We start from the raw sequence: 13701 nt of genomic DNA, 5'->3' as shown, positions 1-13701 counted from the left end.
AGTATGTAAACACAAAGTGGGGCAAAATCCTATTCAAAAAAAAGCCCATGCAACTGCATGGGCTTTTTATTTAGAAAGGAGTTACCATTTCTTTTTAGGTGCAAATAATACGTCTAAATCATCTTGCTCTTGTTCGTTCTTTTTCTTCAATGATGTAGCATTTGATGCCTTGAGTTCATTACTTATCGTTTCAAGGTAGCCTTCAACTTCAGCTCGTTTTGCCGTAATGTAATCGTCATTAAATGAAACACTGTTAAGTGTGGCAGCTGCTTTTTCAAAGTACTGCCTAGCAGAGCCTATCATTCCAGCTGTTTGCGCTGATAACCCTCGTTTTATTTGGCTTTCAATGTTGATTCTTAGTTGTAGCTTTTCAAGGCGTTTGTCTTCTGCAATAAATACCTGGCTGTCTACTTTGCCTTTATTATGCTCAGAACGAATAATAGTGCGTAACTTTTTAATGCCTTGTATCAGCGATATCAGTTGTTTGTCGTTGCCTGGTAATACAAAGCCATCTGAACCGTCTTGAATTGGGTTTTGTAGTCGCTCTTTTGCTTCTTTTAAGCGGTTTTTTAGTCCACTACCTCCGCTTGAAATAGACACCATTTGACTGAGCGCATCATGAATTCGTCGTTGTAATATTCGCTGAGTTGCCTCTGAAAGTGGAATGTTGGCGCTATTCATTAATGCTTCTTCGGTTTCTTCAATGATTGCTTTTTGTTTTGTTAACTCTTTGCGTCGTTCAGCTTCTTGTTTTTCTTTGTGTTGCTGAACAGCACTAACCCATAGTGCAATGACTATAAGTGCAACAATTAATACAATTATAATGGAAACTATCATGTTATAATTCTCAAATTCTTAACCTTATTATCTAATCTTACATTAAATATATAAAAGGTGGGAAACTTTGCTCAGATTAACTGAAAAAAGCGTCACCATAAAGCGTTTAAATCTTAATATGTTATGTTTCGATTGCTGATAATCATTGCTACCTCAAGTTTATTTATTGTGTTAACCTGAAATTTCAACAAATTAATTGTTATATTATGTAACATTAATCAGCCTTTTATATAGCTACCTATAGTTAGGGTGCGCTTTTATCTGTCAATGTGAATTATAACGAAACTACATAGCCATGAAATTACAACAACTTAGATATATCGTAGAAGTTCAAAATCATAAATTAAATGTTTCAGCTACGGCTGAAAGTTTATTTACCTCCCAGCCTGGTATTTCTAAGCAAGTACGTATGTTAGAAGATGAGCTCGGTGTACAAATTTTTGGCCGCAGTGGTAAGCATTTAACTCATGTTACAGGCGCTGGCGAGGAAATCATTAACATATCACGCGAAATACTCTCAAAAGTTGAGGGTATTAAAGCGGTTGCGAATGAACATACTTTACCGGATCAAGGCAAACTTAATATTGCTACCACGCATACACAAGCACGGTATGCGTTACCGAGTGTAATTAAAGGCTTTACTCAAAAATACCCTGCGGTATCACTGCATATGCACCAAGGTACACCACAGCAAATATCGGATGCAGCCGCTCGCGGTGATGCTGACTTTGCCATAGCCACAGAAGCGCTTCATTTATATTCAGATTTAGTAATGCTGCCTTGCTACCATTGGAATCGTAGTATTGTGGTTGCTAAAGATCATCCCCTTGCGAAAAAAGTGGATAATTTAACAGTGGCTGATATAGCCCAATACCCACTCATTACCTACGTATTTGGCTTTACAGGTCGTTCGGAGCTCGACAAAGCATTTAATGCTTACGGATTAGAGCCACATATTGTATTTACTGCCACCGATGCCGATGTCATTAAAACATATGTGCGTTTAGGGCTAGGTGTGGGTGTGGTTGCATCTATGGCAATTGATCAGGTAAACGACAGCGACTTAGTGTGCATTGATGCTAGCCATTTATTTGAGGCGAGCACGACTAAAATTGGCTTTAGAAAGGGCAGTTTTTTACGCACCTACATGTATGACTTTATCGAACGTTTTGCACCGCATTTAACTAAAGAGCGAGTAGAGCGTGCGAGTTTACTGCGTAATCAAGAAGATGTTGATAAGTTATTTGCTGATATTGAATTGCCGGTTAAGTAACCGCCATAAACAGCAATGAAAAGCCGCTTAGTTTTGCAACTAAGCGGCTTTTTTGTGCTATGTAATTAACCTGAACTGTGGATAATAAATCCATCTTAAGCAGCTATTTTCAGCGCTAACTGCGTTGAATTTACTTGCAATAGGCTAGCTATTGACGCGTAATTTCGCCTTGTTTTCACTAAAAATCTCTAGCTAGAGAAAATAAACATAAATATCATTTTGATCCTATATGTTAGTAAATCTCTTAACCAGAGTTCAGGTTAATTAGCACTCGATAATATTAACAGCCAGTCCACCGCGAGCGGTTTCTTTGTATTTTGTTTTCATATCGTTACCCGTATCGAGCATGGTTTTTATTACTTTATCCAGCGATACTTTTTGCTCACCACTACCGCGTATAGCAAGGCGCGACGCATTAATTGCTTTAATAGCGCCCATTGCATTACGTTCAATACAGGGGACTTGCACTAAGCCGCCAACAGGGTCACAGGTTAACCCTAAGTTATGTTCCATACCAATTTCAGCGGCATTTTCTACGTGTACAACGTTACCACCAACAATTTCAGTAAGTGCGCCTGCGGCCATTGAACAAGCAACACCGACTTCGCCTTGGCAACCCACTTCAGCACCAGAAATAGAGGCATTCTTTTTATATAAAATGCCTATTGCAGCGGCAGTTAATAAGTAGCGGGTAGCAATATCACGGTCTACTTCTTTAATAAAAGTATGATAATACATTAATACTGCAGGTAAAATTCCGGCTGCGCCATTTGTGGGGGCAGTTACTACACGTCCTCCGGCTGCATTTTCTTCGTTTACAGCTAATGCGAATAAATCAACCCAGTCCATGGCGCGCAGCGGATCGTTACTGACTTCTACATTAAGCTTTAAATATAAGCTTGGCGCACGGCGTTTTACTTTTAATCCGCCAGGTAAAATACCTTCGGTGCGCATACCTCGCTCAATACAGGCTTTCATTACTTGCCAAATATTAAATAGCTCATCTTTAATGGCTTCTTCACTGCGTAGCGTCTTTTCGTTTTTCATCATTAACGTTGATACGCTGTAACCCGACTCTTTACACATTTCGAGTAATTCTTTAGCCGAGCCAAACGGGAACGGGGCTGGGTTTTCTTCACGGATATCTAAAGCGGCTTGTTTTTCTTTTTCAAACTCTTCATCCGTAACAATAAATCCGCCACCAATAGAGTAGTAAACTTTGCTATATACTTTTTCGCCATTGTTATAGGCAATAATTTCCATTGCGTTGGAATGTTTAGGGAGTGTCTTTCTGCGATGAAAAACAATCGCGCCCTGCTTAGGGAATTTAGCTTTGTGAGTTTGGTTTAGGTAAATAACCTGTTCTTTTTCAATTTTAGCGAGTATGTCATCCACTAAATCGGCATCAATGGTTTCAGGATCATACCCTGCTAAGCCAAGTATCACTGCTTTACCAGAGCCGTGGCCAACACCTGTTTGGCCAAGCGAGCCGTAAAGCTCTACTTTTACATCGGTCACATTTGCTAATAGTTGTTGTTCGTTTAGGTCATTAACAAATAAGCGTGATGCACGCATTGGGCCAACGGTATGTGACGATGAAGGGCCAATACCAATGCTAAACATATCAAATGCACTGATCATAATGTGTGTCTCTACTTAGTTTTCTCAGCATTAAGCTGTTCTTTGAACGGTCGACTATAATAACGTGGAAACGCAGGTGTGTAACCCTTATTAGTAAAGATTTAAACTGGTATGGCGAGTTGTTTTGTAAAGTTTTTAATAATGCTGGCTGTGGCTCCCCACAAAAGCCCATGTGGGGTGATAAAGCCATTTAAGGTAATGATTTTTCCACCTCGTTCAAATGGCAAAGGTTGCCAGTTAGCCGCGTTATTCAGCGCTTTTATAGAGAGTAAAAAGCTAGCTTGCACTTCGTTGTGGTCGTTTTCCCACACTGTTTCTTTTTTAATTAAGCCTACAAAGGGGCGTATAGTAAATCCGGTCAGGGTTGAATATTCAGGTAACTGACCTAACACATGGACATTTTGCGGGGCAATATTAAGCTCTTCATGTAATTCACGCAGTGCGGTGGTGCGTAGGTTAACATCATCAATTTCAAACTTGCCGCCCGGTAAACAAATCTCCCCAGGGTGGTGATGAAGGTAGGTTGGTCGCTTACACAATAAAATATGTGCTTCGTTATCTATATCAATCAATGGCAGCATTACTGCGCTTGCGCGCTTTTTTTTATTATCTTTGAGCTGATCCACGGCTAAACTGCGGTTTAATTGAAAACGAGCCGAAATGGTTTCACTATTCAAAGCGACCTTCATTTAATATAGGAAGTATTTTATTTACTTTATCGTAAGTTTCTTGATATTCCAATTCGACTTTTGAATCAGCAACAATACCACCCCCAGCCCAACAATATATTTGTTGTTGATGTGTGACTAAAGTTCGAATAGTAATACTGGTATCCATATTGCCGCAGCCACTAATGTAACCAATAGAGCCACAATAAATGCTACGTCTATGTGGCTCTAGTTCTTCTATTATTTCCATGGCACGGACTTTTGGTGCGCCTGTAATTGAACCACCGGGAAACGCAGCTTCCAGCTGATCAACCGCTGTTTTACCCTCATCAAGGGTTGAGGTGACCGTACTCACTAAATGGTGTACCGCCGGAAAACTTTCAATAGCAAATAATGAGGGCACAATAACCGAGCCCGGTTTAGCGACTTTTCCTAAATCATTTCGCAGCAGGTCCACTATCATGACATTTTCGGCGCGGTCTTTATTCGAATTTGCCAGCAAGGTCGCTTGTTTTGCATCCTCAAGGGCATCTGCTTTGCGAGGTAAAGTCCCTTTAATGGGTTTTGTTTCTACTTTATTGTCGTGTACTGCAATAAAACGCTCGGGTGAGATTGACAAAATAGCGCCCTGAGGATGATTAATAAAACTAGAAAAAGGCGCTTTATTAGCCTGAGTTAATTTAACATAGGCGCTCCAAGGCGAGCCTTGGTAATGTGCGCTAAAACGCTGCGCTAAGTTAATTTGATAGCAATCACCACTTTTTAGGTATTCTTCAATCGCGGCAAACTTTTCGCTATAGCTAGTCTGACTCATATTTGACTGCCACGGTGATGTAAGCGAAAAGCTTTCATGTTTAGGTGGTTGCGCTAAATATTGCTGATATAGCCAAAGGCGGTCTACATTGGGCTGCGAAACATAAAACCACGTGCGCAGTTGTTTATCGTAAATCAGTGCATCGAGGTAAAGTCCAACCGCCATTTGCGGTAAATTTATGTCGTGTAAAGCGCTGCTTGGTAGTTGCTCTATAGTACGGCCTAAGTCATAGCCAAAATAACCCAGCCAGCCACCATTAAAAGGTAAGTTGTTGGCGGCTTTAGTGCTGTCTAACTTTGCCAGTTCATTATTCATTATTTCAAAGCAGCTTTTTATGTTTGGCTGGTTATTAAAAACGCTTTGATTATTTTCGACTTCAAGGGTGCTCTGGGGGTCAATCGCAATAATGTCAAAACGACTGTTTATGTGATCACTATCACCCGAATCTAATAAAATGGCGTAAGGCAAATGAGCAAAATGCGAAAATACCTCAATACAATTTTGTGATATGGCTAATTCAACACAATTTTTTTTATTGTTTAGCATTTACTACCCCTATAAGAACTGGCTCCAAACGGGCTGGGAGGGTATCATAAGTCAAATTTATTTGGCAGCGTTTAGTGAGCGCTGTAGTTGAAAACAGTTCGAACCACCGTCACGGGTTTGATATCGCTTACGTGCTGCGTGAGTAACAACAACTTAAGGAACCACTATGAGTACAATTCGTCAGCAAGACTTTATTGATAGCATTGAAGATGCCTTGCAATACATCTCGTTTTACCATCCTCTTGATTTTGTTCAAGCACTAGAGAAAGCGTATAACAAAGAACAAAGTAAAGCCGCTAAAGATGCGATTGCGCAAATTTTAATTAACTCGCGTATGTCGGCAGAAGGTAAGCGCCCACTGTGTCAAGATACCGGGATCATCACTTGTTTCGTAAAAGTAGGGATGGATGTTAATTGGGATAAAACCGACTTAACAGTACAACAAATGGTTGATGAGGGAACGCGTCGTGCGTACTTAAATCCAGATAACCCTTTACGTGCATCGATTGTTGCAGATCCTGCGGGAACACGTAAAAACACTAAAGATAATACGCCATCAGTGGTTCACATTGACTTAGTTGCAGGCGATAAAGTCGAAGTGATGGTCGCTGCTAAGGGCGGCGGCTCAGAAAACAAAAGTAAAATGGTGATGTTAAACCCATCTGACGATGTGGCTGAGTGGGTAGAAAAAACGCTACCAACAATGGGGGCGGGTTGGTGTCCACCAGGCATGCTAGGCATAGGTATTGGTGGCACGGCAGAAAAAGCAGCGGTAATGGCCAAAGAGTCATTAATGGATCCGGTTGATATTCATGAACTAATTGAGCGCGGCGCAGAAACAACAGAAGAAAAGCTGCGTTTAGAAATCTTTGAACGTGCGAATAAATTAGGTATTGGTGCGCAAGGCCTTGGCGGTTTAACCACGGTTGTTGATATTAAAATTAAAACGGCGCCAACTCACGCGGCTTCAAAGCCAGTGGTTATGATCCCAAATTGTGCTGCTACGCGCCACGTTCACTTTACCCTTGATGGATCAGGCCCTGCGAATTTAAAAGCACCTAAATTAGAAGATTGGCCAGAAGTGACTTTCGAAGTGGGTGAGGGCACACGCCGTGTTAATTTAGATACTCTTACTAAAGAAGACACTAAAGAATGGAAAATGGGTGAAACCGTTTTACTCTCAGGTACTATTTTAACGGGTCGAGATGCTGCTCATAAGCGTCTGCAAGATATGATCAACTCAGGGGAAGGTTTACCTGAAGGTGTTGATTTTGATAACAAGTTTATTTACTACGTTGGCCCTGTGGATGCAGTAGGCGATGAAGCAGTAGGCCCTGCGGGTCCTACAACGGCAACACGTATGGATAAATTTACCGATATGATGTTAGAAAAAACCGGCATCGTGGGTATGATTGGTAAAGCTGAACGAGGCCCTGCAACGGTTGAGTCTATTAAAAAGCACCAGTCAGTGTATTTGATGGCGGTAGGCGGTGCGGCTTACTTAGTATCTAAAGCTATTAAAAAAGCACGTGTTGTTGCCTTTGAAGATTTAGGTATGGAAGCTATCTACGAATTTGAAGTAGAAGATATGCCAGTAACAGTTGCCGTAGACAGTGAAGGAGCAAATGCTCACACCCAAGGCCCTGCTATTTGGAAAGCAAAAATTGAAGAGCTAGACAGCAAAATGAAGTAAATTTTTACTTAAAAAGCAATCATATAAGCGAGCACTGTGTGCTCGCTTTTTTATTTACTTTTACATTTGCAAAGACTTATACACCTCAGACCAGTTTATGCTGCGTAGGCAATGAGCGTATAAGCCACTGTATTTTAAGCTGTAGTATACTTTTTTAGGGTGTATGGTTAAGTTTACAAATAACTGCAAGGTGACGTTCACGTAAGCGTAAGCTTTAATTGCGATGGTGTTTTTAGCTTTTATACTTAATCAAATGGTTATTTTTGGAATTTTTATGCTTACTTTTAACGATAAGTCATTTTATTTTTCACTTTGACGCGCTTTATTTGGTTTATCTACTCATAGTGTGGCGAACCATTAACTGAAGTGATAAAGTCTCGACAATTTGTAGCGTGCTTGCCCAAAAGGGCCCATTATTTTCGGAGTATTTAAAGTGGTTGTATTTAATCAAGTTGAATTTGATAACCATGAACAAGTGGTTTTTTGTTCAGACAAAGCGTCTGGTTTGAAGGCCATTATTGCGGTACATAACACAAACTTAGGCCCTGCGGTAGGCGGTTGTAGAATGTGGGATTATGCTAACGATGAAGACGCAGTATATGATGTGCTGCGTTTATCAAAAGGGATGACCTATAAAAATGCCGTAGCACGCTTGCCATTTGGTGGTGGTAAATCGGTTATTATTGGTAATGCCAAAGAAATCAAATCTGAGCAGTTATTTCGCGCATTTGGTCGCCAGTTAGAGCGACTAAATGGTAGCTATTACTCAGCAGAAGATGTAAACATTACCTGTGATGATGTGGCGTTAATGAACAAAGAAACAAATTACGTGCTAGGCCTTGAAGGAAAAAGTGGTAACCCTTCGCCGTTTACAGCCTATGGTACGTTTTTGGGCATGAAAGCAGCGCTTAACCATCAACGCGGTATTAAAGACTTTTCTGGTATTAAAGTTGCGGTGCAAGGTTTAGGTGCAGTAGCTTATGGATTATGTAAACATTTAGCACAAGCCGGTGCTGAGTTATTTGTTACCGATATTAATCAAGCTGCAGTAGAACGTGTAGTAAATGATTTTGGCGCAACCGCAGTTGGTATTGATGAAATATACGACCTAAATGTGGATGTTTATGCACCCTGTGCATTAGGTGCCACTATTAATGACACAACAATCCCACGCTTAAAAGCAACGATAGTAGCAGGCTGTGCAAACAATCAACTTGCTGAATCACGCCATGGTGAAATTTTACGTGAAAAAGGTATTTTATATGCGCCTGATTATGTAATAAATGCAGGTGGTATTATTAACGTTTATTACGAAACTGCACCAGAGGGTTACAGTAAAGAGGCTTCTAATAAACACGTAGAAAGAATTTACGATACACTTAGTGAAATTTTTACCCGTAGTGAAAAAGAGCAAAAATCAACGCATTTAATTGCCGATGAACTGGCACAAGAAATTATTGAAAACGGACTTTAAGTTTCCACTCGGTTTAAAATAGGAGCGAAATACGCTCCTTTTTTATACCTTATGTAAGACTTTGGTATAACTACACCCAAAGCGTCATTTTAGTTAATGCGAATATAGATAAAGCACGGTAAAATTTAGTTTTACACTTTATCTATATTTTATGTCCTCTACTGATTTTTCTATTACTCCTCTTGATTTTGAGCAATGGCCTCGAAAGCAACACTTTGAGTTATTTCAGCAGTTCACTCAGCCTTATTTTAATGTGTGCGTACAACTGAATGCGAAAAAGTTATATACCGCCTGTAAACAAGCTAATATTGCTTTTTTTCATGGTTATATTTATTGCTTATTAAAAGTCTGTCATCAGTATGAGCCGATGATGCTGCGCATTATTAACCAAAAACCTTGTTACTTAAGTGCTACGCGGGCAAGTGTAGTCGAGCTTGCCGATGATGAGTCGTTTCGCTTTAGTTATTTTAAATTACACGGGTCGTTAAATGAATTTGCCAGTGAGGCGAAAGCTATTAGCAATACCACAAAATTAAACCCACTGTTTTCTGATGCGTTTGCAGCAACAGAAGGGCAAGCAGATTTAATTCATGTTTCTGTATTACCTTGGTTAAACTTTAGCAGCTTTTCGCATGCATTTACCCACGGTCAAAGTAATGGTATTCCTAAATTTGTGTTTGGCCAATACAACACTGAGACAGGTAAAATGCCGCTTGCTATTGATGTTCATCATGCGTTGTTGGATGGGCTTCATGTCGCTAAATTTATAAAGCAATTGCAGTATACATTTGATAATTTATGTAATAATAATTAATGAAAAAGTTGTAAATTTTATGTTATTATTTGCCAGCAGTGCTTTTAACTTAAATTGTCACTCTAAACTTACCCAAATATAAAAATTAATAATTATAATTATAAAGGCAATATCTGATGAATCGCTTAGTGATTTTATGTATTTTGTTGGTGATTTTTTCTGTTGACGCACAACAGCAGACTCGTTTGCCGTTACGTGATTATTTTTTTGAAACTTGGAATACACGTACGGGTCTTCCTCACAATAGCATTAATAGCCTTGCACAAACACAAGATGGGTATCTATGGGTGGGTACTTGGGAAGGACTTGCCCGCTTCAATGGCCAAGAGTTTAAGTTATTTACTCGCTCCGAAATTACTGACTTGCCTGACTCAGGCGTACGTGCGCTAACCCCTACATCTGATGGCGGTTTACTTATTGCAGGGGCGCGCGGCGGTATTAGCTTATATCAACATCGCCAATGGGACACGCAACCACCTGCCCAAGCGATGGTTAATCATATATTTAAAAGTAAAAATGATAACTTGTGGCTAGCGCTTGAGAATGATGGTGTGTATTGTCGTTCAGCTAGTAGCACTCAAGACATCCCAATAATACAAAATGTCAGTGCGTATCGAATCATTGAAGACCCCAAGGGGGTTATATGGGCAGCAACCAGTGATGGCCTCTATAAAATAGTCAACTACAAACCCACTTTGATGACGCCACAACAAGGGTTACCAGATGCTCCCGTATATACCTTATTAATCACCCGTGAAGGTCGACTCATTATAGGAAGTGAAAGAGGGGCACGAATCCTTAATGGCGAGCTATTTGAATCGCCTCACCCACAACTCGACGCGGAATCTATTTCCAGTTTGTTAGAAGATGATCATGGGGATCTGTGGTTTGGCACCATTAATAAAGGTGTTTTTAGGCTTAGCGTCGATGGTTTAGAGCAATTAGATGCTAAAAATGGTTTACCCGCCAACCGTATTCTTTCTTTGTTACAAGACAGAGAAAATAGTATTTGGGTAGGCACCAATGCTGGTGTATTTAGGTTAAGAGAAGCGCCGTTTTCATCGTGGGGCAAAAAGCGAGGCTTATCTAGCGATTATGTGCGTACGGTATTGTCACATTCTGATGGCAGTTTATGGATAGGCGGAAGCACAGGCTTAGATCGGCTGCAAAACAATCAGATCAGCCATATTAAAGGCACTAAACAAGGCTCGCCATATTCAGTATTAAGCTTACTAGAGCAAAACCAAGGTGATGTCTGGGTAGGCACATACACCTCGGGTGTTTTAAAAGTGGTTAATAACGAACTCATACCTTATTTAAACCGTGATAATGGCTTAGGTAGTAATGAAGTAAGATCTTTACTTTTTGATTCAAAAAATCGCTTATGGATAGGCTCGGCCATGGGGCTGACACGCGTTAATACCGACGGTAGCTTAAACCAATTTACTAATGAAAAAGAGCTGCCGAGTGGGTTTATTTTAGCCTTGAGTGAAGATAACTCAGCTAATATTTGGGTAGGAACCGGTAATGGGGTCGTGGTTTATGACACTCAAACTGACGTGTTTAATCCTGTTGAGTTTCCTGCTGAATTTGCCGCCCAATATGCGTTTGGCTTTTACATTGACGATAAATACACGTGGATGGCTACCGATCGCGGCTTAGTTCGTTATCAGCATTCAAACGCAAAGATGACCATTTTAGGGCGTGAATTAGGTTTACCCGTTGATAAGCTTTTTCAAATTGTGCCGTTTAAAGACTCACTCTGGCTATCAAGTAACCGTGGCATTATTGAAGTCAATTATAAGCAGGTAAATGAGCTGCTTGATTCAAAATCTAACAATAGAGGTACGCTCGCCTTTCAATTATACGATGAGGGTGATGGCATGCTCAGTGCACAAGCAAATGGCGGTTCAACCCCCTCTGCAACCGCTCATTCAGATGGCACAATTTGGTTTGCTACCGCAAAAGGAGTGAGTACAGTAAAACCGGAGCGCTTAAAAGAAGCCACTAAAATAGCGTTACCAACGATTGTTGAAAGCTTTTCTGTTGATGGTAAACCAACGTCGTTACCTATAGACGGTGAAACTATCATTTTACCACCAGGGGTGACGCGCTTGTCATTTCAATACGCGGGACTGAGCTTTATTATGCCGCAGCGATTAAACTTTCAAACAAAATTGGAAGGCTTTAATAACGAATGGATCAACCGTCAACACATAGCGACTGCTGAATACACTAACTTACCTGCGGGCAAGTATTCTTTTGCTGTACGTGCAGCCTATCCAAATACTGATTGGCAACAAAATCACAAAGTCGTTAACTTTGAAATTCAATCGCACTTTTGGCAAAAAACAAGCTTTAAGTTGTTTATGTTTTTTCTTTTTGTGGTGGTGATATATAGCGCTTATCGCTACCGCTTATATCGTTATAAACACGTTGAAAAGGAATTAACGAGTCGAGTGGTGAAGCAAACGCAAGCACTGCAAGAGCAAGCCAGTGCCTTTGCGTATCAAGCCACACACGATCAGCTTACCGATTTACCGAATCGCCGCGCATTTGATGGCTGGCTGGCGGATAACTTTTCAGACTTTAAAGCATGTAATAAATCACTTGCTATCGCTATTATGGATATTGATCACTTTAAACGGATTAACGATGGTTGGTCACACCTCATAGGTGATCAGGTTATATGTGAAGTAGCTAACATTCTTAAAGCGCACTGCGAAGGTGAGCAAGAGGTAGCTCGCTGGGGCGGCGAAGAGTTTACTTTTGTGTTTCCTGATACGAGTGCAGTGCAGGCACAAGAAATGTGCGAGAAGTTGCGCAAATGTATTGAAAATAAAAACTTTTCAAATATCGCAGAAGGCCTCAGCGTAACCGTGAGTTTTGGTGTTTCTGACTCTGGTGATGTTGATGATTATGACCGATTATTATCACGGGCTGACCAAGCTTTGTATAAGGCAAAAAACAATGGCCGAAATCGAACTGAAGTGATGTGATTGAAAAACAGCCTCACTGCACCCATTACTATTTTAATAATACGGGCGCAGTATTTTGGCGTTAAAGCTACATGGTTTGATTTAGGACGACCCAATGATAAATGGGCTATTAATTTTTGTTTTAATTGTATTTATTATAATGTTTTGGCGCTGGCCTGATATTCAAAATGCCGTGTGGCACCGTAAATACAGTGATTTATTGTTAAGTGAGCAACAACACACGTTGTTACTGCGTGCTATGCCCATATACAACAAAATGACCGATGCAGAGCGAGCCAAGTTAGCATCCCATATTGTGTGGTTTTTAAATGAAAAGCGTTTTGTTGGCTGCGATGGGTTGCAACTAACGGAGGCAATGAAACTCATTATTGCCGCCGATGCCTGCTTGCTGGTGCTTAACAAGCCTTGGCCTTTGTATAAAAACGTAAAAGAAATTTTACTCTACCCCAGCGCGTATTACGCGCCCCAATCAAGCCGCGATAACGCAGGCCTTGTCAGTTTTCATAATACAGTAAGGCAAGGTGAATCGTGGCCGGGGGGAACATTGGTGCTTAGCTGGCATGATGTGCTTGAGGGCAACCGCTTACCCAGTGATGGGCATAACTTAGTGTTTCATGAATTTGCACATCAACTTGATCAAGAAACCGGTAAAACCACCGGCACGCCACTACTTGCATCACAGGCAAAATACCAACAATGGGGGCGAGTATTTAGTCGAGCGTTTTCGCAGTTAAAAACCCATGTTGCTTATAGTATGCCGCATGTAATACATAGCTATGGAGCCACCAATGAGGCTGAGTTTTTTGCGGTGATCACCGAAACATTCTTAGAGAAACCTGCCGATTTACGCCGTGAAGACCCTGAAATTTACCATTTGCTAGTGGATTTTTATCAATTTGATCCTATTGTTTGGCACTGATTTTATGCACTTCATCCTATTAC

At 40.6% G+C, this 13701-nt stretch carries 10 protein-coding genes; 6 read left to right on the top strand and 4 right to left on the bottom strand.

What is annotated here, in order from left to right; translation table 11 throughout:
* Positions 1-81: 81 nt before the first annotated feature.
* Entirely contained in the window at positions 82-837 is a 756-nt protein-coding gene (locus AAGD16_RS09205) for a hypothetical protein (RefSeq protein ID WP_013465225.1), read from the bottom strand.
* Positions 838-1132: 295 nt separating this feature from the next.
* Between AAGD16_RS09205 and cysB the strand changes: the two genes are divergently transcribed.
* Entirely contained in the window at positions 1133-2110 is a 978-nt protein-coding gene (gene cysB, locus AAGD16_RS09200) for an HTH-type transcriptional regulator CysB (RefSeq protein WP_008466190.1), read from the top strand.
* Positions 2111-2374: 264 nt separating this feature from the next.
* Here cysB and AAGD16_RS09195 read toward each other — a convergent pair whose 3' ends face one another.
* The 3 genes from AAGD16_RS09195 to pabB form a co-directional block, all read right to left on the bottom strand.
* Positions 2375-3751, bottom strand: coding sequence for an L-serine ammonia-lyase (locus AAGD16_RS09195; protein ID WP_008112780.1), 1377 nt, complete (start codon positions 3749-3751; stop codon positions 2375-2377).
* Positions 3752-3852: 101 nt separating this feature from the next.
* Positions 3853-4428 (bottom strand): CoA pyrophosphatase, encoded by a 576-nt coding sequence (locus AAGD16_RS09190; protein WP_008112778.1) that lies wholly within the window; start codon positions 4426-4428, stop codon positions 3853-3855.
* Positions 4421-5779 (bottom strand): aminodeoxychorismate synthase component I, encoded by a 1359-nt coding sequence (gene pabB, locus AAGD16_RS09185; RefSeq protein WP_377111339.1) that lies wholly within the window; start codon positions 5777-5779, stop codon positions 4421-4423. The genes AAGD16_RS09190 and pabB overlap by 8 nt, the downstream gene beginning before the upstream one ends.
* A gap of 166 nt (positions 5780-5945) precedes the next feature.
* On the opposite strand from pabB, the gene AAGD16_RS09180 reads away from it, so the two are divergent.
* The 5 genes from AAGD16_RS09180 to AAGD16_RS09160 all read left to right on the top strand — a co-directional run bounded on the left by AAGD16_RS09180 (position 5946) and on the right by AAGD16_RS09160 (position 13678).
* Positions 5946-7472: a fumarate hydratase gene (locus tag AAGD16_RS09180; protein ID WP_008112774.1), complete on the top strand. Its 1527-nt coding sequence runs from the start codon at positions 5946-5948 to the stop codon at positions 7470-7472.
* A gap of 433 nt (positions 7473-7905) precedes the next feature.
* Positions 7906-8946, top strand: a complete 1041-nt coding sequence (locus AAGD16_RS09175) for a Glu/Leu/Phe/Val dehydrogenase (protein ID WP_028835045.1) — start codon at positions 7906-7908, stop codon at positions 8944-8946.
* 151 nt (positions 8947-9097) lie between these two features.
* Complete coding sequence (locus AAGD16_RS09170) at positions 9098-9760, top strand: CatA-like O-acetyltransferase (RefSeq protein WP_090492281.1); 663 nt, start codon at positions 9098-9100, stop codon at positions 9758-9760.
* A 116-nt stretch (positions 9761-9876) separates the two neighbouring features.
* Entirely contained in the window at positions 9877-12759 is a 2883-nt protein-coding gene (locus AAGD16_RS09165) for a two-component regulator propeller domain-containing protein (protein WP_377111336.1), read from the top strand.
* Positions 12760-12853: 94 nt separating this feature from the next.
* The gene (locus AAGD16_RS09160) at positions 12854-13678 is read left to right on the top strand and encodes a M90 family metallopeptidase (RefSeq protein WP_013465218.1); all 825 of its coding nucleotides are present in this window, start codon (positions 12854-12856) and stop codon (positions 13676-13678) included.
* The last annotated feature ends 23 nt before the right edge of the window (positions 13679-13701 follow it).

It is taken from the genome of Pseudoalteromonas sp. M58, from assembly GCF_042604605.1.
Taxonomy (GTDB): domain Bacteria; phylum Pseudomonadota; class Gammaproteobacteria; order Enterobacterales; family Alteromonadaceae; genus Pseudoalteromonas; species Pseudoalteromonas tetraodonis.
This window is presented reverse-complemented; position numbering and strand designations above follow the sequence as displayed.

Bases quoted from the DNA above. Each gene is read 5' to 3' on its own strand.
- AAGD16_RS09205 (WP_013465225.1), bottom strand. From the start codon at position 837: ATGATAGTTTCCATTATAATTGTATTAATTGTTGCACTTATAGTCATT.
- cysB (WP_008466190.1), top strand. From the start codon at position 1,133: ATGAAATTACAACAACTTAGATATATCGTAGAAGTTCAAAATCATAAA.
- AAGD16_RS09195 (WP_008112780.1), bottom strand. From the start codon at position 3,751: ATGATCAGTGCATTTGATATGTTTAGCATTGGTATTGGCCCTTCATCG.
- pabB (WP_377111339.1), bottom strand. From the start codon at position 5,779: ATGCTAAACAATAAAAAAAATTGTGTTGAATTAGCCATATCACAAAAT.
- AAGD16_RS09180 (WP_008112774.1), top strand. From the start codon at position 5,946: ATGAGTACAATTCGTCAGCAAGACTTTATTGATAGCATTGAAGATGCC.
- AAGD16_RS09170 (WP_090492281.1), top strand. From the start codon at position 9,098: ATGTCCTCTACTGATTTTTCTATTACTCCTCTTGATTTTGAGCAATGG.
- AAGD16_RS09165 (WP_377111336.1), top strand. From the start codon at position 9,877: ATGAATCGCTTAGTGATTTTATGTATTTTGTTGGTGATTTTTTCTGTT.
- AAGD16_RS09160 (WP_013465218.1), top strand. From the start codon at position 12,854: ATGATAAATGGGCTATTAATTTTTGTTTTAATTGTATTTATTATAATG.